General features: G+C 45.1%; 19 protein-coding genes. 16 read left to right on the top strand and 3 right to left on the bottom strand.

The features are described from left to right. Positions 1 to 262: 262 nt before the first annotated feature. The 8 genes from J4N37_RS05650 to malE all read left to right on the top strand — a co-directional run bounded on the left by J4N37_RS05650 (position 263) and on the right by malE (position 9,643). Positions 263 to 1,399 carry an efflux RND transporter periplasmic adaptor subunit gene (locus J4N37_RS05650; RefSeq protein WP_020197206.1) on the top strand — a complete coding sequence of 379 codons (1,137 nt, stop codon included), beginning with the start codon at positions 263 to 265 and terminating at the stop codon, positions 1,397 to 1,399. Continuing rightward, positions 1,392 to 2,663, top strand: a complete 1,272-nt coding sequence (locus J4N37_RS05655; RefSeq protein WP_252041876.1) for a TolC family protein — start codon at positions 1,392 to 1,394, stop codon at positions 2,661 to 2,663. The genes J4N37_RS05650 and J4N37_RS05655 overlap by 8 nt, the downstream gene beginning before the upstream one ends. Further along, complete coding sequence (locus J4N37_RS05660) at positions 2,660 to 3,874, top strand: ABC transporter permease (RefSeq protein WP_252041877.1); 1,215 nt, start codon at positions 2,660 to 2,662, stop codon at positions 3,872 to 3,874. Before J4N37_RS05655 ends, J4N37_RS05660 begins: the two co-directional genes overlap by 4 nt. 2 nt (positions 3,875 to 3,876) lie before the next feature. Continuing rightward, on the top strand, positions 3,877 to 5,160 hold the full coding sequence (locus tag J4N37_RS05665) for an ABC transporter permease (protein WP_005443345.1): 1,284 nt from the start codon (positions 3,877 to 3,879) through the stop codon (positions 5,158 to 5,160). A 22-nt stretch (positions 5,161 to 5,182) separates the two neighbouring features. Beyond that, positions 5,183 to 5,875 carry an ABC transporter ATP-binding protein gene (locus J4N37_RS05670; protein ID WP_252041878.1) on the top strand — a complete coding sequence of 231 codons (693 nt, stop codon included), beginning with the start codon at positions 5,183 to 5,185 and terminating at the stop codon, positions 5,873 to 5,875. 202 nt (positions 5,876 to 6,077) lie between these two features. Then, entirely contained in the window at positions 6,078 to 7,169 is a 1,092-nt protein-coding gene (locus tag J4N37_RS05675; RefSeq protein WP_252041879.1) for a substrate-binding domain-containing protein, read from the top strand. A 29-nt stretch (positions 7,170 to 7,198) separates the two neighbouring features. Then, positions 7,199 to 8,446: an alpha-amylase family glycosyl hydrolase gene (locus tag J4N37_RS05680; RefSeq protein WP_252041880.1), complete on the top strand. Its 1,248-nt coding sequence runs from the start codon at positions 7,199 to 7,201 to the stop codon at positions 8,444 to 8,446. Between the two features lie 15 nt (positions 8,447 to 8,461). After that, a complete protein-coding gene (malE, locus tag J4N37_RS05685) occupies positions 8,462 to 9,643 on the top strand; it encodes a maltose/maltodextrin ABC transporter substrate-binding protein MalE (RefSeq protein WP_252041882.1) in 1,182 nt (393 codons plus the stop codon). Positions 9,644 to 9,837: 194 nt separating this feature from the next. Here malE and J4N37_RS05690 read toward each other — a convergent pair whose 3' ends face one another. Next, a complete protein-coding gene (locus tag J4N37_RS05690; protein WP_010447410.1) occupies positions 9,838 to 10,452 on the bottom strand; it encodes a 3'-5' exonuclease in 615 nt (204 codons plus the stop codon). A gap of 512 nt (positions 10,453 to 10,964) precedes the next feature. Here J4N37_RS05690 and J4N37_RS05695 point away from each other — a divergent pair. After that, complete coding sequence (locus tag J4N37_RS05695) at positions 10,965 to 13,874, top strand: DUF2235 domain-containing protein (RefSeq protein WP_252041883.1); 2,910 nt, start codon at positions 10,965 to 10,967, stop codon at positions 13,872 to 13,874. Continuing rightward, the gene (locus tag J4N37_RS05700) at positions 13,864 to 14,517 is read left to right on the top strand and encodes a hypothetical protein (RefSeq protein WP_252041884.1); all 654 of its coding nucleotides are present in this window, start codon (positions 13,864 to 13,866) and stop codon (positions 14,515 to 14,517) included. Before J4N37_RS05695 ends, J4N37_RS05700 begins: the two co-directional genes overlap by 11 nt. Positions 14,518 to 14,744: 227 nt before the next feature. On the opposite strand, the gene eamB is transcribed toward J4N37_RS05700, so the two are convergent. Beyond that, entirely contained in the window at positions 14,745 to 15,329 is a 585-nt protein-coding gene (eamB, locus tag J4N37_RS05705) for a cysteine/O-acetylserine transporter (RefSeq protein ID WP_010447421.1), read from the bottom strand. 112 nt (positions 15,330 to 15,441) lie between these two features. Here eamB and J4N37_RS05710 point away from each other — a divergent pair, with 112 nt between their 5' ends. The 6 genes from J4N37_RS05710 to J4N37_RS05735 all read left to right on the top strand — a co-directional run bounded on the left by J4N37_RS05710 (position 15,442) and on the right by J4N37_RS05735 (position 20,536). Then, positions 15,442 to 16,317 carry a LysR family transcriptional regulator gene (locus J4N37_RS05710; RefSeq protein WP_252041885.1) on the top strand — a complete coding sequence of 292 codons (876 nt, stop codon included), beginning with the start codon at positions 15,442 to 15,444 and terminating at the stop codon, positions 16,315 to 16,317. 255 nt (positions 16,318 to 16,572) lie between these two features. Continuing rightward, on the top strand, positions 16,573 to 17,547 hold the full coding sequence (locus J4N37_RS05715; protein ID WP_252041886.1) for a DUF1852 domain-containing protein: 975 nt from the start codon (positions 16,573 to 16,575) through the stop codon (positions 17,545 to 17,547). A gap of 30 nt (positions 17,548 to 17,577) precedes the next feature. Continuing rightward, the gene (locus J4N37_RS05720) at positions 17,578 to 18,606 is read left to right on the top strand and encodes a methionine synthase (RefSeq protein WP_038880590.1); all 1,029 of its coding nucleotides are present in this window, start codon (positions 17,578 to 17,580) and stop codon (positions 18,604 to 18,606) included. 461 nt (positions 18,607 to 19,067) lie between these two features. After that, positions 19,068 to 19,421 (top strand): hypothetical protein, encoded by a 354-nt coding sequence (locus tag J4N37_RS05725; protein ID WP_252041888.1) that lies wholly within the window; start codon positions 19,068 to 19,070, stop codon positions 19,419 to 19,421. A gap of 297 nt (positions 19,422 to 19,718) precedes the next feature. Beyond that, positions 19,719 to 20,135 carry a GNAT family N-acetyltransferase gene (locus tag J4N37_RS05730; protein WP_045387896.1) on the top strand — a complete coding sequence of 139 codons (417 nt, stop codon included), beginning with the start codon at positions 19,719 to 19,721 and terminating at the stop codon, positions 20,133 to 20,135. Between the two features lie 53 nt (positions 20,136 to 20,188). Next, entirely contained in the window at positions 20,189 to 20,536 is a 348-nt protein-coding gene (locus J4N37_RS05735; protein WP_010447429.1) for an SH3 domain-containing protein, read from the top strand. A 77-nt stretch (positions 20,537 to 20,613) separates the two neighbouring features. On the opposite strand, the gene J4N37_RS05740 is transcribed toward J4N37_RS05735, so the two are convergent. Next, positions 20,614 to 22,248: an FGGY-family carbohydrate kinase gene (locus J4N37_RS05740; RefSeq protein WP_045387893.1), complete on the bottom strand. Its 1,635-nt coding sequence runs from the start codon at positions 22,246 to 22,248 to the stop codon at positions 20,614 to 20,616. Position 22,249: the final 1 nt, after the last annotated feature.

Consider the following 22,249-nt stretch of genomic DNA (forward strand, 5'->3'; position numbering starts at 1 on the left):
TTTACGCGTGAACTTGAGGTTTTCTTTATTCTGTCTCTTTATTTCTAGGTTAGCGTCATCTCTGCGAATTCCATCTTTCTCAAACAAGTACAAAATCTAAGCGTTTAACGCCGATTTCAGCTATTCATCCTGCTTATTGTCAAAGCGCCCTGACAAAACCTTACTAAATATGACAATCTTAGCGGCTTCAAACCACGATATCCTTAGAACTTAATGTTCATGAGATGGTCACAAGACTACAAAACAATAATTGGAATCAATGATGGCAAAAACTTGGCTTGTCGCTGCTGTGAGCGTTGCATTGCTTGGCGGCGGTGCGTATTTCTATCTGCAATCTTCGGCTCAACCAGAGGCATTTCCGACTCTGGCAGTGGAAAAGGGAACCATTGAGAAACAAGCGGTCGCAGTCGGCAATATTGTCCCTGCACACTCAGTTTCGATTAAGTCGCAAATTGACGGTATCGTCGGCGAGATTTACGTCCAAGTTGGCGAGAAAGTGAAACAAGGCCAGCCATTGATTAAGGTTCGTCCGAACCCAACGCCACAGGCACTTACGGATGCGTCCACGGATTTGATGCGCAGTGAAGCGGACCTCGAATCCGCTAAGCAAAAGCTTGCTAACTTAGAGAGTTTGGTGAAGCAAGACATCATTCCAAGCAACTACGATGAATACGTTAGTGCGCGCTCGACAGTGAAATCGGCTCAAGCGAACGTGCTTCAAAAACGCCAGAACCTAGAATTGATCCGCAGCGGTGAAGCATCGATTGGTAACGCACGTTTGACCTCTACCATCTACGCGCCTATTGATGGCACAGTATTGAACCGCAAAGTGGAAGTGGGTGAGCCAATCATCTCAACCGAATCCAGCCAAGCTGCAACAGAAATGATGTCTCTGGCCGACATGAACAGCCTGATCTTCAAAGGCAGCGTAAGCGAGCATGATGCAGCGCAGCTTTCTCCGGGCATGCCGGTATTGCTGACCGTTGCGCCGTATCCAGATGTAGAAATCTCCGGCGTCCTGACTAAAGTTGCAATTCAATCAGAGAACCTAAACTCGCCAGAAGGTAATGCGTCGGCAAAAAGCTTCGATAACGGTTTTGAAGTCGAAGTAGGTGAGCTGAAGATCCCACAAGAAGTGTTGCTTCGCTCAGGCTTCTCATCCAACGCGCAAATCACGCTGAAGAAATCAGAGAACGTATTAACGCTGCCTGAGCGTGCGCTGCAATTTGATGGTGATACGCCAAACGTGTTGATTCCAGATAGTTCAGAACAAGGCTTCCACAAACAGAAAGTGAAGCTTGGTTTGTCAGACGGCATCAATGTAGAAGTATTGGATGGTGTTGAGCTCAACGAAGAGATCATCGATAACAGCATGATGATGGGAGCCGCGCATGGCTAAGCTGCATTTGTCTAAAATTGGTTGCGCGATCTTAGCCGCAACACTCAGCTTACCAAGCTATGCGATTTCAATTGAACAAGCGTGGCAACAAGCGAAACAGAGTGACCCAAATTACGAGAAAGCCAAGATTGGCGTGCAACTCGGTGAAGTGGGTGTGGATGCGAGCCGCAGTTCATTACTGCCGGGTTTGAGTGCGACGGCATCAGCGGATTGGAGTGAATCTGCCGATAACACCAACAGCTACGGTGCATCACTTTCTCAAACCATTTGGGATAGCAGTTTGTGGTCCGATCTAGACCAAGCCAACGCCAATTACATCAAGGCTCAATTAGAACTGGCTCAATCACATAATGATTTAGCACAAAGACTGCTTTCATCGTATTTGGATGTCGCGAGCGCACAAGGCGATTTGCAATTGGCGCAATCCAAATTGGAAGAAGGCAACAAACTGCTGAAGATCATCGAGAAGCGTTACCGCGCTGGTAAGGTTAAATCCGTTGATGTCGAAGAGATCCGTGCGACTCAAGTGGCTGATAGAGCGGGGATCTTGAGTGCAAGGTCTGATTTGGAAGTCAAACGTGCCGAGCTTGCTGCGTTGATCAATCAGATCCCACAAAGCGTTGACCAAATTCGCACCGATTCTCTTATTCAACCGCCAATGATGGTGGACTCTCAAGAGCAATGGTTAAAGCTTGCCAAAGACAGCAGCCCCGAGTTGTTAGTGGCTGCGCAAAACGTAAAAGCCAGTGAGTTTGCCAAAGACTCAGCTCAAGGTGGTTACTACCCAACAGTAAAAGGGAACGTCGGGTATAACGATGATGACCGACGCAAAGACGGAGAGTTCAACGCTGGCATTACTCTAAGCGTGCCGATCGATCTGAATGGTGCAACGCGTGCAAGAGTCGACGAAGCATCCTTGAATATCCTCAGTGCCAAGCAAGATTTACGCAGAGTCGAAATCGACATTCAAAAGCGCGTTATCCAGCAGTTTACTCAAGTCGACATCAACTGGAACCAAGTCTTGATGGCAAACGAACTGGTTACCTCTCGTGAGAAAGTGCTGCGCAGCAAAGAGAAACTTTACGATGCGGGTATGTTAGAAGTATCGGAAGTCATTAGCGCGCACAACAACTTGTTTGAGGCCAAAAATAGCCTGCAAAGCAACTTGTACAACTACTGGCGTCAGCGCATCGGTCTACTGCAAACTGCAGGCAAGCTAGACGACGACACCATGGCACTGATCTCCCGAGCTTTTAATTCATGACCAGTTTATTGCAACAAACGTGGCAAACGCTGATGGCGCATCGCATGAAAAGCATGCTCGCCATCATTGCCATTGCTTGGGGCGTGATATCCGTGGTGGTGCTGATTGCACTGGGTGAGGGCTTTTATCGCCATCAAACTCAGCAGTTGTCGTTTATGGTCAACAACGTGCAAATCGCGTTTCCGTCGAGCACCAGCAAACCATGGCACGGCTTACCTTCAAGGCGTCAAATTCAGATCCCGCAAGACAAAGTCGATATGATCAAGCAGTCCGGCTTTGTCGAGGCTGCGTCGAGCGTTTATGCCAAATGGGATGCGAGCGTCACCAATGACAAAGGCCAGAACCTGACCAGTAACGTCAGCGGTATTGACCCGTCTTACTTCTCCCTCATTCAACGTAAGTTGGAGTCTGGCTCGCGCAACCTGTCACCAACTGATATCGCTAACCACACGCGTGTTGCCGTGCTTGGTGATCAAATTGCCAAGATGGGTGAAATCGGCATTGGGCAAATGGTCAAAGTGAACGGCATTCCCTTCTTGGTGATTGGTATCATCAAAGATGAAGACGCAGGCATTTCATTCGGCGACAGCCGCAAAGTCTTTATTCCGCAAACCACATATCTCGATTTGTGGGGTGCCAAACCGTGGATGCTATTGCTTAAGCCAACAGAAGGTATGAATGGTCCCGCTTTCCGACAAGCCATTGTCAACTTCTACGCTAAGCAATTGCACTTTGACCCAACCGATAAAGAAGCGATCAACCTACCGGACTTTAGTGAAGGTGCTGCGCTAATCACGGGCATTTTCCGAGGCATTCAAATCTTCCTTGGGGCAAGTGGCGCAATGACCATGGCTGTTGGGGCGCTCGGTGTCGCGAACATTATGTTCCTCTCAGTGACAGAGCGAACGCGAGAAATCGGCGTGCGCTTGGCAATAGGCGCGACACAAAAATCCATCCTTAGCCAGTTCATTCTGGAGGGCTTGTTCTTGGTGGCTGTCGGTACGGCACTTGGCTTATTAGTCGCGTATATGGTGGTGGCGTTGTTAGGCTCTATTACCTTACCAGAGTGGCTAGGTTTCCCTGTAATCACACCAGATTCTATTGCGTGGTCACTGTTAGTCACACTGGTTCTGGCGTTGTTAGCGTCTTACTTCCCAGCGAGACGAGCATCGCGACTCACTCCAGTAATTGCTTTGAGTGCGAGGGCATAATCATGTTGCTACCAATGAGACAAATCTTTCAGGAAATGGCGGCAGAAAAGCTTCGCTTAGGTTTAACCATTCTTGCTGTGGCGTGGGCGACCTTGTGTATCGCCGCGATGCTGGCCGTGGGCGAGGGCATTCGTCAGGGCGTATTAAGAACCGCGCAAAATGGTAACGGGAACCTGATTTACCTAACGGGTGGCATGGCGACGGTCGATTATGGCGCTTTTCACCAAGGCAAATTCTTAACCTTAAAAGTTGACGATACCGATGTGGTCAAAGCCCTTCCTGAAGTGAAGAGCGTTGCACCGACCGCAATTTGGAATGAGCGCATTACTGTGGGCGACCGAGGCTCATGGCAAGAGCCATTGGCCGTCACTACAGATTTTGCGTCAATGACCAACCTAACGCCAATGGATGGCGGACGTTGGCTAAACCCACTCGATCAAAAGCAGATGCGCAAAGTGGTCGTATTGGGTTATTCGCTCGCGGCAGACTTGTTTAACCCTGTCGATGACTTCAGCTGGTTCGCGCCAGTGACACTGCAAACCGATCCCGTGGGGGAAAAGGTCAAGATTGGCAGTGAAGAGTTCACCGTGATTGGTGTATTGAAGAAGAGCAGTGCCGAGATTGAGCAGGGCGACCAAATCAATTATTCCAGCTTTGTGCCGTTAGCAACGTGGCAGCGCTTTCATACCAATGGCGATATTGGCGGCATCAACGTGGAGCCACAAGCTAACACCGACCGCAAAAAGCTCGCAGAGACCATTCGCCAAGTCATTGCTCGCAAACATGGCGCTAGTGTCAGTGATGAGCAAGTGGTGCAAGTGGAAGACATGTTCCTCAAACAGAAAAGCATGCAGCAGTTCTTGATTGGCCTGCAAAGCTTTCTTGGCATCATCGGTTTTGTCACCCTTGCTGTTGCGGGCGTGGGGATCGCCAACGTTATGTACGCGACCGTGAAGCGTTCAACCCGAGACATCGGCGTACGAATGGCGGTCGGTGCTACACCAACGGCGATTCGCTTGCACTATTTGGTCCAATCACTGATGACCATGATGTTAGGTGGCGTATTGGGATTAGGCGTGACTTACGCGTTGGTATCGGCAATCAGCGCCATCAACCTAGAAGGTAACGTGTTCTATGAACACCTTGGTAAACCAGTCCCGGAGCTGTCGTGGATTGTCGTCGCGATTGTGATTACCACCTTGGTGATCATCGGTGTTGCATCCGCTTGGTTGCCTGCAAACCGAGCTGCCAAAGTGAGCCCGTTGGAGGCACTGCAAAGTGAATAATAATAAGAATTCTGGAGAGAAGATGTCGAACAAACCACTTGTTGAGCTAACCAACATCTGCAAATACTACTCTAGCGGAGAGGCGGAAGTACGTGCGCTAGACGGCGTTGACTTAACCATCAATCAAGGTGAGTTTCTTTCGATTCTTGGCCCGTCTGGTTCGGGGAAATCAACGCTAATGAACATGCTCGGCTGCCTAGATAAACCGACCGATGGTAAATACCAACTAGGTGGTCAAAACGTGGCAAGTTTAAGCGCGAACGACCTAGCGGGTATTCGCAACCAAAAGATAGGGTTTGTCTTCCAAAGCTTTAACTTGTTGGAATACGCGACAGCGTTGGATAACGTGGCATTACCTTTGGTTTACTCTGGCATCAAAGCCAAGGAGCGTCGCCAACGTGCCGCGAAGTTGTTAGAACAAGTGGGGCTAGGGGACCGTCTCGACCATAAACCAAACCAGCTTTCTGGCGGTCAAAAACAGAGGGTCGCGATTGCAAGAGCCTTGGTCAACGATCCGCAAATCATCTTAGCGGATGAACCAACAGGGGCATTGGATTCGAAATCTGGTGCGGAGATTGAAGCCTTGTTCAATCAACTCCACGCCGAAGGCAGAACGTTGATCATCGTAACTCACGATAACGCCCTAGCAGAGCGCACCAAACGCATCATCACCATTAAAGATGGCAAGGTGATTTCGGATAGAGTGCCGACTTAAAAAGTCTTCCTATAGACTTGAGTTCCTCTAATAAACAGCTCTAAACAAGAAGCAATTTTGGTTGGTTAAATCAGAATTGCTTAACCCTTTCTTTCTATCCTTATCGCAAAGTCCATAAATTGTCGCCTAATGATCGGCTAATCATTTTTCTTCGATTGTCTATAAATTAAACCGGTTTAAATTTCTTGCACAGTTAGAGGTGGTGATCACAATAAGTGATTGTTCTTATTGTCCTAAATTGTTCTTGGCTCTAAATTTAAACCGGTTTAAATATTTGGCGAAAATGATGACGACTATCAAAACACTTTCCGAACATCTTAAGTTATCAAAGGCGACAGTAAGTCGAGCTCTAAATGGTTACCCTGAAGTAGGAGCGAAAACTCGTGAACGCGTTCTTAAAGCAGCCAAAGAGCTTGACTACTCTGCAAACGCGAGTGCAAAACAACTGGCTACTGGCCGTTCTGGGATGATTGGAATGATTTTGAAATCAACGAACGAACTAGTCGATGCTCCAACCTATGTTGAAGAGCTTGCCTCGATCAGTTCTTACCTTGCGGAATTAAATCACCATCTACTCATCGGTTCTTCTGTGAAAGGCGACGCGCTCTCTACCATTAAACAATTTGTCTCAAAAAAAACGGTTGACGGTTTGATTTTAAAAGCGCCAGAAGTTGATGACCCGCGAATCAAATATTTATTGGAAAAAAACTTCCCGTTCGTCGTTCATGGTCGCTCAGAGGTTAAACCTAACTATGCTTTTTACGATATTGATAATGAACAAGTCGCCACACTTGCAGTAGACCATCTCATAGAGCTTGGTCACGAGAAGATCGCGTTCATAAACGCCCCAACACATTTAGCGTTTGCTCAGCAGCGTCAAGCGGCTTTTGAAAGAAGAGTCGCAAATATTAAAAGCAAGGTTGTCAACGTATCCGTTGTTGAACATGAAGGTTTTGAAGCCACAATGGCATTGCTTAACCCCAACAATCATTTCATTCCGACGGCAATCGTATGCTCAAGTGTCAGCTTGGCCTTGGGATGCTATCAAGCAATTAAACAAAGCGGACTGGAAGTTGGAAAAGACATATCTGTCGTTGCACATGATGACGTGCTAGCTCACCTTAACAGCGCCAAATTCAACCCTCCGCTCACAGTGACATTGTCTCCAATTAATGACTCTTCAAAGCCACTAGCAGAAAAAATGAAATCTCTGCTTGATGGCAAACCGATCGAAGAGCTTCAAACCATATTACCCGTCGAGCTCATTAGACGTAGTTCGACACAGCAACGATAAAAATTTTAACGTTTACACGGAGAGTTAAATTGGCAACTGTAAATACAAGCTTTCAGCATCCTGAGTGGTCAAAATCGGCCAATATTTACCAGGTCAACCTTAGACAATATTCAGAAGCAGGAGACATTCAGTCATTTAGACAAGACCTTCCGCGTCTAAAAGAGTTGGGTGTAGATATTATATGGCTAATGCCCATTCATCCTATTGGTGAAAAAGAGCGTAAGGGGAGCTTGGGAAGCCCATATTCTGTAAAAGATTATTATGGAGTTTGTCCAACGCTTGGCACTTTAGATGATTTCAAAGTTCTAGTGGATGACGTTCATGAGTTAGGAATGTACATCATTATGGATTGGGTCGCTAACCATTCAGCTTGGGATAACCGTTGGGTTACTGAGCATCCTGAATGGTACCTAAAGAATGCCCAAGGAGAGATCCATTCGTACGTCTATGATAACGGTGAAGAGCTTGAGTATTGGGATGATGTCGTGGGCTTCGATTACACTCAGAAGCCACTCTGGGACGAAATGGAAAACGCTCTTAAGTATTGGGTTCAAGAGGCTAACATTGATGGGTATCGCTGTGATGTCGCGGGTCTTGTTCCAACCCAATTTTGGGAGCGCGTAAGAGCAACGTTGGATGAAATTAAGCCAGTCTTCATGCTTGCTGAATGGTCAACGGTGGAGCTACATGAAAAGTCGTTTGATATGACTTATAACTGGGATTTCTACGACGTTATGAAATCGGTGGCTGCTGGTAAACCAATCATCACATCCTTCAAAGAGTACCTATCAAAAGAGGTGTCGCGTTACCCATATGATGCTTATCGTATGGCTTTTACTACGAATCATGACAAAAATTCCTGGGATGAGTGCGATGTGAAAATCTTCGGCGATGCATTGAAAGCGTATTTGGCGCTGACGATGACATTTCACGGCATGCCATTGATCTATAACGGGCAAGAGTCGGGATTAGGCAAAAAGCTCGCTTTTTTTGAAAAAGATACCATCGATTGGAAGACATTCGCCTTTACACCGCTAATCAAAGAACTGTTTTTCCTAAAGAAAAACAACCCAGCATTATGGAACGGCCAATATGGTTCTGTACCAGAGATTCTAGAAGCTTCAAACGGTGAAGTTATTGTTTTTTCTCGTGAAAAAGAAAAAAACAAAGTCATTATTTGCATTAATTTTTCATCGAAACAAGCTGCAGTTACGTTAAATAAAACAGTCATTACTTTGGAACCTTATGGATTTAAAGCAGTGGTTGAACAACAGTAATAATAAGGTGAAACAATGAACAAACTAAAAGCGCTTAGTATCGCTACATTATTGGCAATAACTTCTTCAAACGCTGTCGCTTTCTCAGAAGACACAATTACAGTGTGGGTGCCGAGTGACAAAGGCTACAACGGCATTATCGAAATTGGTAAGAAATTCACTGAAGAAACGGGTATTAACTTAGTTGTGGAATACCCTGACAAACTAGAAGTGAAATACGAGAGTCGTGCTGCGGTTGGTCAGGGGCCAGACATCATGATCTTTGCTCACGATCGATTTGGTGGTTACGCTCAAGCTGGCCTTGTTCGTGAAGTTAAGCCTAGCGAGGAATACAAAAGTAAATTTGAAGCCTTTACTTGGAGTGCAATGAACTTCAATGGTAAGTATTTCGGATACCCGATTTCGGCGGAAACGCTTTCACTCATTTATAACAAAGACATTATTTCAGAGCCAATTGAGAACTGGGAAGATGTTTACGCCCTAGATAAAGAGCTATCCAAACAAGGCAAGAAAGCCATTATGTGGGATATTAAATCTCCGTTCTTTACTTGGCCATTGTTAACCACTAATGGTGCTTATGCCTTTGGTATAAATGACAAAGGCTACAATGCAAAAGATGTAGGGGTAAACAACAAAGGTGCTCATAAGTCGATGGCATTTTTGAAAGAGCTCGTCGATAACAAGATCATCATCGCTGATGCCGATTATGCTAATGCTGAGTCTGCCTTCAATCAAGGCAAGGTAGCTATGACGATCAATGGCCCTTGGGCATGGGCTAACTTGGACAAAAACGGAATGAACTATGGGTTGGCTGTCCTTCCCAAACTCAACGGTAACCCATCCAAGCCATTTGTGGGTGTTTTGACCGCCGGCATTAGCTCTGCCACACCAAATGAAGATTTGGCAAGAGAGTTTATCGAAAGCTACCTTCTGACCAACGATGGTCTTCGCTACATGAATAACGATAAACCAATTGGTGTACCTGCATTGAAATCATTCAATGAAGAACTAAAGAAAGACTTTAGAGTGGCCGCAACCTATGAGAATGCAATTCGAGGTGAAGTAATGCCTAATATCCCTCAAATGATGCCATTCTGGTTTGGTCAACAAGCTGCAATTGCGGATGTACTTACAGACAGACAATCGATTGAGGATGCACTTGCAACCGTTGAAAAACGCATGTTGGCGAATAAGTAGGGCACTTATTCAATACTAGATGAGCAGGTTCCAATCTGCTTAAGTGAGTTTGAATCACATAAGATGAACGCTTGATAACAAGACGAAAATCTCAATGTCGTTATCAAGCGTTATAACAAAATTTGTCTGTCCAATAGGACAGAATCAGAACTGATTAAATAGAGGCAAGTAGGAAGATACGCCAAGAAGTCGAACTAAGCGCGGCTTTTAGCCAGTAGCTGGTCCACTTTTCCTTTCGCTGTTTTACTTACCGTCTGCATAAACTTGAAGCTTGGCGCTGCAATGCCGGATTGCTCAAGCTCTTCTACCATCAACAACCACAGCTTTGCCGTTACCTGTGCATCGGCTAACGCGCGGTGGAATACACCGTCGTTTTCAATGTTCTTATAACGAACCAACTCACCAAGCTTGTGTGACGGTGCATCTTGAATAAGGCGTCGTGCCACCAATAAAGAACACGCGAACTCGCCAGAATAACCGCAGTCGATTCGCTCTAGTTCTGCATCCAGAAATCGCTTATCGAACGACGCGTTGTGCGCAATAAGATTCTCTCCCGCAATAAACTCACTGAACGAAGCCATCACTTCATCGCAGCTCGGCGCTGTGCGCAGCATGTTATTGGTTATACCTGTGTAACCCTCAATAAATGAGCTCACACGAAAGCCAGGATTCATAAGTTGCTGAAAACTATCGACCACCTCACCATCGACGATCTTAACCGCACCGATTTCAATCGCGCGATCCCCCATATTCGGAGACAGACCTGTGGTTTCAAAGTCGAGTACGACAACGGAGTTAGCTTGAGGCATGAAGTTTTCCAACTGAACAATAAGGCGCAAGAGTATCGTTGAAAGTGGTGGAAAAGGGAAGTCGGGGGAAGCGTTAGTCGCGTGAGAGATTTGGGTAAATTGAGATAAACAATCGGTGTTAAAAAGTGCGCTGACGGGGCGTGTGATACGAAATGCCCCAAAATTGATCAGAGCTAATGCTCTATTTATTTTTAAGGCGTGCATTCCCCATCAAATCTAATCCGAGCCTAGGGGAAAAAAGCATCATCATTATGGGCTTTAGGCGGTACGTGCTCTCGATTGCGCGTTAGTATGAAAAACCTCTCCCCCAACCATCATCCCACCTTCAGTAGTGAATGGCGTTTTTCAATGGCTAAACCACGATATCTTCATGTCAATGTGTGAATCTCATTCAATAAATGCTTTTCAACTTCGATGTGCAATCTATGGCGTATCAGTTAACATGAAGTCGTAAAAATATTTAATCAGGTCAAGGTGATATGAGCTATCGAGTTGTACAGATCACAGAGTTAATGGCTTATGAGTTTGGACACGTTGAAGGTGGCTTTAATGAACTCATTGAAAGCGAGTTAAAGGCAGTCATTCCATCAGGCATGGAGTTTAAAGCTTTTATGGAGCAGTTAAGGCAAGGACACCTTGTATTACTGACAGATTCACCCTCAACACCGATGCTGCTGTCTGAATCAGGAGCGATGGGGAGTAGCAATACGTGGGCTTTGAACCCCCAAGCTACCAATAATGTTGAGCCTGCTGCACAAAGTGCATTGCTGGATAGAACTCGAATGAATGAAAGTAGTGCTGGTTACAGTCGCAGTCAGAATCTCTATCCGCCGTTACCTATGCCTACGTATATTCCTGAGCCTCCATTACCTGATTACTCAGATGAACCTCCTAAGCTAAAGTATGAATACAGCTTTGAAATTACGTGCTCTCAAGATTCGGTACGTAAAGTGGGTAACTGCCACTTTATTTTGGCCAATACAGAGAATGAAGTGGAGCTAGGTCGTTGGGTTGAAACAAAAACAGAACATGGCACCCGCTACACTATATTGACTGCATTTGATGAACCTAAACAACTTGTCGCCCAAGTTGCTTCTCGTGCTATGGGAGTTTCTCCCACGCATCTCGTCAAAGTCAGGAGTATCGGCACACAAGTCGCTGATGAAGGATTTATTCCCGTGACACCCACTGTGCAATTGGGCGAACGTTTAGGGTTCCCTACCGAAGGCTTTTATTATCACTTCCATGATTGCAAGTTGGTACAAGAGTACCGTTTACTGGGTGATAAACGTTGGGATTTTTATGCCACTCTAAGCTCGCATCAGAGTCTTGATCCTGAAAGGGGTTACAACACGGACCAATCTGCCATTCTGGTCTTTTGGAAGCTAGGTGGCAAGGTTATTGAAAATCAGTATCTTGTTTACCTACAAAGACAAATTACTCGTGATGAGTTAGATAACTTGACCGAAGAGTGGCTGAATGAGCATGGAGTGAAGTTAGATATTCCTCAATTACTTGAAGCGACCAAACATCCCATAATCAAACGAACCGTAGCAGAGAAACCAGCCGAGCAAAAACAGCCAGAGCTACTTCATCATATTGTTCAAACTGATCCCGAAACAGGATCACGAGAAACGTGGGCGAAGATTGCCAAGCAGTACGGTCTTGCTCCAAAAGCTTTGTTAGGTATCAATCCGCAGTATGACGCAGATCCGATGTCTTTATCGCTTGGTGATTCTTTGAATGTACAGAAATCGCAACCTCAACGCATTGAAAAGGAATCCGTTTACGAGATACCTCCTGAGCGTCCTAAGCGATTTAATCAACCGTTGAATACATATTATGACTATACAGATCACTATTTAGCTAATACGTCAATAGTCTCAATTAGTAACGAAAGGTTGGTCGAAAAAGACATTCCTGTAGTTAACTTGAAAAAAGTCGAAGAAAAAATACTACGAATTGGGGTGTTCTTTGATGGAACTGGGCAAAACCATCTGAATGATCTCTACAAAGAAACACGTGGGGTAAAATCACGCACCAATGTGGCACGGCTATTTGAAATTTACCCATTAGATGATGATACCAATAAAATTTATGTTGCTGGGGTCGGGACTGTGGATGGGGCGTGGCAAACTCCAACCTTGATAGATGAAGGAAAAGATGAGGTCGATTTAGCGCAAGCGTTTGGTGTTAGCCCAAACAATTTAGAGAAAACATCGACGTTCATTGACGTAGCCTACAACCTTGTCGCGGACGAAACAGGGGCATTTTACAAGTGGCAAAACTGGACAAAGCAGTATTTTAACATTATCCAGTACTTAAAAGACAACCAATTATTTCACGATATAACGCACATTGAGTTCGACGTTTTCGGCTTTAGTCGCGGCGCGGCTTTAGCTCGTCACTTTGTTAATGCCGTTAAAGATGGACTACCTGATTATGACAAGCCGCGAGATGGTGAAGCATTCGGTGAAGTTTTCCCAAACTTATTGTCACACCAAGAAGATATCAGTAGCCAACGTAAACATGGTTATTATCCTGACGAAACACGAACCTGTAGTGTTCGTTTTTTAGGGCTGTTCGATACCGTAGGCTCGTTCTATCTGGCTGGAAACAACGATGAAGGCAATTTTGAACTAGGACTTGATACTAGTTGTGCGGAGCGTGTATTCCAGATAAGTGCTCATCACGAATACAGAAAGAACTTCCCTCTAACGTCACTGCTTCCTAGCGATGGCATTCTACCATCTAACTTTTATGAGGAAGTGTTTGCTGGCTGTCACACAGACATTGGTGGCGGTTATCCTTCAAAAGAGCAGTATGCAAAGCAAGGTTTACCTGAAAGGTATGGGATGCCTCTGTCTGCAACTTATAATCGTGAGCTAATAAAAACAGAATCCATAAGAGAAGAGATACAAGCACAACAGAATGTTTATGGAGCCGCCGCTTACAGCGAACGCCTATACAAGCACGCTCAAGATGCTTGGAATTTGGAATGCCGCACTAAGGGGTTATATGGTGTTGTGACACTGGTGAATGGCATTCTCTATTATTACGAGCTTCAGCCTATTAGCAATGCTCTTTCGGCTTTGCCATTAGAAAGAATGAAACAGCAGGCAGAGGTCGCAGGTGTGAATTGGGATGACGAAAAGCTCGCCTATCCTCAAGATTTTAGCCAATTGACAGGAAATGATGTGGCTTTAAAAACGTTGAATGAAAAGTTATTAGCTCAACCGCTAGGAAGCATTGCAGCGACACATTGGCAAGGTGAGATTAGCCAATACGGAAAGGAATGGATACATCGTCCTCATGATGCACTCATCAATGCAGGGTGTGAGACTGCAATGGACAGTATTGTTAATGCGGTAACGAAAGAAGGTAACCAACTCAAGCGAGTGGTATTTGATAATGAAGTATAAATTTTTAATTGCTGTAAGCATGTGCTTTTTACTGAATGGTTGCTTTGAGAGTAAGCCTGTTTCAGTTGCGAGCATTGGCAATGCCGGGTCTTTAGGTGGTCCACATTTTATTCGTGATATGTGGGTCAGTGATATTTATGGTGGAGGTGCAAACTTTGCGTATGGGAGCGTCCAAGGCTGTTGTGCTAGTGCAAGCATTGGTATTGGTGTTCCTAGCGCTATAAAAGGCAAATGGGAAAATGGGGTTGGTGGCGGCTCATCACGTGAAAAGTGGCAAAAGCGTTGGAAGCCAGAATGGGGTAATTTCGATGAGAATTATGATACTAAATGGTTTCGAATTGATGATGTGATAGACAGTGAGCTTGCCAAACAAAAAATAGAAACAATGAACCATTACTACAAGAACCATCGTGCAAACCCAGTCATGAAGCTTCTTGTTAATGATGACAAAGTTATGCTTCTGTATTCTATTTTGTGTGTGAAATCTGCAAATGATGACTGCACGGTTAACGAAGGTGCAGACCCTAATGGATGGATAGTCCCTTCCCCCAATAGGCACCCTAAAAGCGTCGCTGTAGTTACCGTCCTATATGATGGTAAAGGGGATGTGTCAGACAAACCATTTGAGGATAAGACGCCTTAATGCGGTTTAGAGCATAGCAATAGCTGCCCTACAAAACTTTAGCCCACTGCTTCAAACCAATACGTAGGCTTCTCCCAATTTGCGGTAATCTTAGTTATTCATAATTTGCTAATTTTCGATTGTCCGAAACTAATAATTATCCAACTTTGAGCTGGTACACTCAAAGCCAATAACCTCTTCACTACAAATTCGAGACGCAGAAATCGCTGCGTCTCATCACCCCAACCTCAAGCAAACAACTGTACCGCGCAGTAAATCAGTGTCGCCGCTAAGGTCATATTGATCGCTTTGCCATATTTCTGGAATTGCGATTGAAGAAGTTTGCCTGCAATCGCCCAGATCAAGTTGCTGGCCAATGCAATAAACGCGAGTACTAGGCTGGTGGCTAAGATCCAGTAGATGTTTTGTGTGTAAGGCAACACGAATGTTGAGATGGATGTAACGCCGTACAGAATGATTTTCACATTTACGAACTGCAAACCAAAGCCCGTCAAGAAAGTGATGCCCTCAGAATCTTGTGATGCGGTTTTGATATCACTTGTCGCAATTCCCCAAGCTAACCAGATGATGTAAGCCGCACCCACCCATGTGAGCCAAGGTGTAATCACAGGAAGCAGGCTGACCATGTGGTAAGTGAAAACGCCACACAGCAGCATCAAAACAATATAGCCGCAGAACATCCCAGAAATGACGTTGGTAGATCGCTTTAGCCCGTGCTGGGTTGCAACACTGAGCGACAAAATGTTGTTGGGACCCGGCGTGATCGAAGTAATGATGACGTAGGTGAAAAATGCGGTGTAGATGGCACTCATCTCTATCTCTCCTGTTTTTTGTGCACTATACTTCGCGTTAATCAATTAAAAAATTGAATATATTTAAACTAAGAGTTTTAACTTTTCGAACTATACGGTTAGGAGTTTGGTCATGAATCTAAAGCGTTTCCTTACGTTTAAAACCATTGTTGAGGAAGGCTCGTTTCTTAAAGCATCGCAAAAGCTTTATTGCACTCAGTCGACAGTGACTTTTCAGATCAAACAGTTAGAACAAGATCTCTCATTGCAGTTGTTCGAAAAGATCGGTCGAAAAATGGTGCTGACGCAGGCAGGAGAAAAGATCCTTCCGTACGTTTATGAGCTCGCACGAGTGATGGAAAACATTGAAGGCACGGCACAACAAGAGAGCTCTGAGCCGACAGGGGAGCTGAAGGTTTTAATCGCAGAAACTCAGCTCGCTTATAAAATGGCCAATGTTTTGAAGGAATTCAGAATACGAGCGCCGAAGGTCAGGCTCTCTTTGCAATCACAAAACTGCTACAAGATTCGTGATGAATTGATTGCTGATAAAGCCGATTTGGGTGTGTTTTATCGTGTCGGTAATGATGATGCACTCAACGTACATGAGTTTGAACAAGAGCCGTTAGTCCTTGTCGCTTCGCCGTTGTTAACAGGATTGGATTTACAGAAAAGAGATCAACACATTGATTTGGGGTTCATCAGTAATGGTCCTAAGTGCCTTTTTCGTCAGACCTTTGAGAGCATCATCCAAGAGCGCAACATCAGCATCGATAACATGATTGAGCTAAGCAGTATTAACACCATCAAAAACTGTGTAGAGAGTAATATCGGTATCTCTTATCTGCCTCGCTTCACTGTAGAAAAAGAACTGCAAGAGGGCTGCCTGCAAGAGCTCACGTTTACCGACGCACCTCAAATGATCAAACCGCTGTGTGGCTACCATGCCGGGAAGTGTGTCACGCCTGCAATGGAAGTCTTTATCGACTGTATGCGTAACGCGCACTAGACAGGCTTTTTCCTCAAACCATGAAATTCCTTCATGTTCAACGTGAAGTATTACCAATGTTATTCAAATAACGAAGCAAGTATAAAAAACAGACTGCTCTGGTGTTAGCCACTGTGACAGCTGTTTTTGAACTGAATTTTCGAAGTAAACGCTGCACACACTGACGATTGGGAAAATCAAAAAACACAACCATCCCCAAGAACAGAGTTAGGAATCAGTCAGCGTTTATCTAAGGAAATAGGATACCAACTCACCATGAATAACGATTTCAACTTTGCTATTAAAAGCATCCGTTTTGATGAGAACTACCAACCATCAGACAACACGCGCATCACGACCAACTTTGCCAACTTAGCTCGTGGTGACAGCCGCCAAAATAACCTCCGCAATGCACTGCGCATGATCGACAATCGTTTTAATGCCTTGGCACATTGGGATAACCCAAATGGCGATCGTTACAGTGTCGAGTTGGAAATCATCTCGGTGGATATGGATATCCAAGGTAGTGGTGAAGCGTTCCCTTCCATCGAAGTGCTTAAAACCAACATTATTGACCGCAAAACCAACGAACGTATCGAAGGTATTGTCGGTAACAACTTCTCTTCTTATGTGCGTGATTACGACTTTAGCGTTCTACTGTTAGACCACAACAAAGACCAGCCTCGATTTAGCATCCCCGCTGATTTTGGTGAGCTACACGGCAAGCTGTTTAAAGCGTTCGTGAAGTCAGAATCGTACCAACAACATTTCCAAAAGCCGCCAGTGATTTGCTTGAGTGTGTCGGACAACAAGGTTTACCGCCGCACTGACAACCAGCATCCAGTGTTGGGTTTTGAATACCAGCCAAACGAATCGTCATTGACTGAGCAGTACTTCAAAAAGATGGGCTTACAGGTACGCTACTTTATGCCGCCAAACAGTGTCGCTCCGTTAGCGTTCTACTTCTTCGGTGACTTGTTGAATGACTACTCGAATCTAGAGCTTATCAGCACCATCAGTACCATGGAGACGTTCCAAAAGATTTATCGCCCAGAAATTTACAACGCGAACGCGGTAGCCGGTCAATGTTACCAACCGAACTTGAAGAATCTCGATCACTCGTTAACCCAAATCGTTTATGACCGCGAAGAGCGCAGCCAGCTTGCGAAAGAGCAAGGGAAGTTTGCTGAGGAGCACTTCATCAAGCCTTATCAAGCGATCCTTGAGCAATGGTCTGCAAATTACGCGTAATCAATAACGAGAATCTAGAAGGGAATAACGATGAAAACACTATTACCGACTTCAACGGCGGGCAGCTTACCTAAGCCTTCTTGGCTGGCTCAACCAGAGACGCTTTGGTCACCGTGGAAACTGCAAGGCGACGAGCTAATTGATGGCAAACGCGATGCGCTGCGTGTCTCTTTACAAGAGCAAGAACTAGCAGGGGTCGATATTGTCAGTGACGGTGAACAAACACGCCAACACTTTGTGACAACCTTTATTGAACACCTTAGCGGAGTAGACTTTGAAAACCGCAAAACCGTGACCATTCGTAATCGCTATGACGCGAGTGTACCGACGGTCGTTGGCCCAGTAAGCCGAACCAAACCTGTGTTTGTGGAAGATGCGAAGTTCTTACGTCAGCAAACCAAACAACCGATCAAGTGGGCGCTACCGGGGCCAATGACGATGATCGACACACTGTATGATGATCACTACGGGAGCCGTGAAAAACTGGCTTGGGAATTCGCAAAAATTCTTAACCAAGAAGCCAAAGAGCTTGAAGCGGCAGGCGTCGACATTATCCAATTTGATGAGCCCGCATTTAATGTGTTCTTTGATGATGTGAACGAGTGGGGCATTGCTTGTTTAGAGCGCGCTATTGAAGGGCTCAAGTGCGAAACCGCAGTGCACATCTGCTATGGCTACGGCATCAAAGCCAACACGGATTGGAAGAAAACATTGGGCACTGAGTGGCGACAATACGAAGAGGTATTTCCGAAGCTGCAGAAATCCAATATCGATATTATCTCGCTTGAGTGTCACAACTCGCGTGTACCTATCGAACTATTAGAACTTATCCGAGGCAAGAAGGTGATGGTTGGTGCAATTGATGTAGCAACCAACGAGATTGAAACACCAGAAGAAGTTGCAGAAACACTGCGCGAAGCGCTTAAGTACGTCGATGCGGACAAACTTTACCCATGCACCAACTGCGGCATGGCGCCTCTATCTCGTGAAGTTTCAACTGCGAAGCTGAATGCACTCAGCGCAGGCGCAGAGATCATTCGAAAAGAGTTGGCTGGCTAATACTAAAACTTAGGTTCGACACCATAAACTAAAGTTAGGATCATTCCAGCGAGTTTAAGCGAGACTAGGAATCTACTCACAACTCGCTGGGAAGTAGCGATAATCTTAGAACTTCACAGCTCTCAGTGGGTAGATCCTGAATCATGCTCGTCCCTCGCTGTTCAGGATGACAGATACTGGGAATTATGTCGTTCACAACAAACCCAAGAGTTAAGCTCTTGATTGTTTTTGTCTATTAAATCAACAATATAGATTGTTTTTGGTTTATAAAAGTTAGTATTAGATAAGGCATCTAATAAAATTCAGCCCCTTTGTGATTTTAATTCGGAAACAAAAAATGCCTATTTAATCCACTAGAGCTGAATATATAAAATTAGTATATTAATCACGATTCATATGAGGTGGCTAAATTATTTGTGATGAAGCCACTTGGATAGATAAGTGATTATATAGAGGAAACAATGAAAAAATTATCACTGTTGTTATCGCTTTGTTCGCTAGGTTTGGTTGCTAATGGCTGTTTTGCTGCTGAATGGTTGGAAGGGGTTTATGTTAACCAAGATGAGTCATCTTTGATGGATGAAGCTATCTTCTGTGATAGCGGTAAAGCATACGCTGGCATGGCTCCAAGACTGTACCAAATTGAGGTGAAAGACGATGGTAACTACGTCGTGTTGAACTCGAACGGCAAGTTCACTTTTAAGATCTCAGACGACAGAACAGAGTTATTTCCTGCTGATGGATTTACCTCACAGTGGTTCACTGAAACCAGCCTAAAGCTAGATCCAAAACGAAACGATACTTGTAACTGGTAATCGCGTTAACAGGTAAGTGCGTCACACTATGTTCTTACTTGCACTTGAGCCTATTGCGCTTGCAAAAAGACTTTCTGATTGCGCAAAAACAATAGCTTAATAGGCTCAAATATCTCATCTTTTATTCGACCGAATTCAAGCACCCTCAAGTTAAACCTGCATTTTCGACTCCTTCGTATTGATGCGTAACTATTGGCATTTTTATACAAAACTGGCTGGTAAGCCGCTTGATGTGTCTATAGAGTAAAGAGCAATTGCATCATTTTGTTTTTAGGGAAGTTTACTGTGATAAGAGAAATGGAAATCTCAGACTATGATCAGGTTATTGCGTTGTGGTCTGAAACAGAAGCCATGCTGCTAAGGGATGCCGATTCCAAAGAAAATATCGCCAAATATCTAGAACGCAATCCTGGTTTGAGTTTTGTTGCGTTGGATGGTGATGTGGTTGTCGGCGCCATTTTAGTCGGGACAGATGGGCGTAGAGGTTATGTTCAACATTTAGCGGTTAAGCCTGAGTGCCGAGGCTTGGGTACTGGTGCTCGACTTATCTCAAGTGCAGTGGATGCGTTGTCTCAAGTAGGGATTGCGAAAACTCACCTTTTTGTTGCTAATGAAAACCTTAATGCGCAAGCATTTTATGAGAAGTTGGGGTGGTTCCCACGTGATGAAGTCCGTATGTTTTCCTTCAATTCCTCTGAGCTAAGCAACGTTTAGGTTGCATTGCTAAGCCAATCAACAGGCGCTAAGAGCCGATCAGGAATAAAACCATGAAATATAAGGTAATCAAAGAGTACACAGATGCACCAAAGGATCCGATACAGGTGTCTGAAGGTGAACAATTACAATTTATTGAAGAGTCCGACCCAAATGGGGATTGGGCCAATTGGGTATTCTGTAAAGGCGTCGGGAAAGAAGGCTGGGTGCCAAAGCAAATACTTACAATTGAAGGCTGCGATGTTCTGGTGCGCAAAGATTACTTTGCAAAAGAACACACGCTGTCAGTGGGCGATGAACTTGTCGAAGAATATGAGCTAAATGGCTGGATATGGTGCGAGAAGGTTGGGGCGTTAGGTGAATGGGGGTGGGCTCCTTTAAATCATTTATCTAAGGGATGAGCGAGCCAATGTGATGGTATGGCTTATCTGTACCCAGAATTAGAAAACCCAAGGTGATGAGCCTTGGGTTTGGTGTTTTAAAACGCTTCCATTAGACCTTTGTATTGAGCATCGTCCTCATACATTTTGTGGAAAATTTTGTACTTCGCATCATAGAAGTGTTTTATTTTCTCTGTTTGAGGCATCACGCTTTTGCTTATCCGACTCATCGCATTCATCGCATCTGGAATATCACTGTAGAACCCTGCAGCGACGGAGCCCAACATTGCAGAGCCAAGAAGTACGGCTTCACTCTCTTCTGGTAGTAGGATCATACAGCCAGTCGCGTTGGCGTGTTCTTGTAGAAAGACACTGTTTTTCGTACCACCGCCACAGGCCATAATGGTATCGATGTCATAGCCTGAGTCGTTCATCACCTCGATAATATGGCGTGTGCCGAGTGCGATGCCTTGAATGGTCGCAAGGTACTGCAATGCCATATCATCCAACGTTTTTGACATTTTTAGTCCGGTGATTGTGCCAGTTAAATGAGCATTCGCTCTCGGTGAGCGGTTGCCATGGAAGTAAGGCAGAACATGAATGTCTTTTGTCAAAAATGCGATGTCTTCTTTATTGCCAGCAAGTTCCAACAAGCGATCGTTTAATAGTTGATAAACGGTTTTGCCTTGCTTGTCGGCTAGCTCCTTCGCGTTTTCATACAGTGGGTGAGAGGTTATGATGTGGTCGATCAAAGCACCGGTAGCTGATTGCCCACCTTCATTGAGCCAGTAACCCGGGATCATTGCACTGTAGTACGCACCCCAAACACCATCAATGAATCGAGCAGTCTTTGATGCTGCCATATGGCAAGACGAGGTTCCGCCAATCAGAGCAAGACGTTTGTTAAAGTCGGCTTTCTCACCCGTCATCCCTGAGGCACCAAGAACACCAATACCACCGGCATGGGCGTCGATGATGGATGTGCCCACGGCAGTACCTGGGGTTAAACCTAAGTCATCGGCTGCGTGCACCGTTAGACCGTCACCGACAGGCTGACCCATAGGTAGAATTCTGTCACCAATGGTTTTTGCATTATCTTCCAGTAGGTCTTCCAAACCAATCAGTTCGAAAAAGCCTCGATCCCATTTGTTTTCATGGCCAAGGTATGTCCATTTACATACGGTTGAGCAAAGGGAGCGACTGGCATCGAATGTTGCTTTCCAAGTTAAAAAGTCGGGCAGGTCGAAGAAGTAACCTGCTTTTGCCCATGTATTTGGCATGTTTTGCTTGAGCCAAAGCAGCTTAGGTGTTTGCATTTCTGGTGAGATACGGTTGCCCACATAAGCCAATACAGGATGCTGAGTTTTGTTGATCCGATCGGCTTGCGCAATAGCGCGATGGTCCATCCACATTACGACGTTTTGTTCGCTGCGCCCAGTAGGACTCACCGTTAGCGGCTGGCCACTTTTATCCAACACGACTAATGAACAAGTTGCATCGAAACCGATGCCTTTGACTTGGATAGGGTCGATGTTGGCTTGAGAAACCGCATCTTTAACCGCAAGACATACACATTGCCAGATGTCATCGGAAGATTGCTCAACGAAGTTAGCTTGAGGTTTGAACATCATGGTGTCGCGTTTGGCTTCGCCCACTTTACGACCTTCTGCGTTAAAGACACCCGCACGCGCGCTGCCACTGCCTACATCAACGCCGATAAAATAAATACTCATA

The sequence above is a fragment of the Vibrio sp. SCSIO 43153 genome (genome assembly GCF_023716625.1).
In the GTDB taxonomy this organism is placed as follows: domain Bacteria; phylum Pseudomonadota; class Gammaproteobacteria; order Enterobacterales; family Vibrionaceae; genus Vibrio; species Vibrio rotiferianus.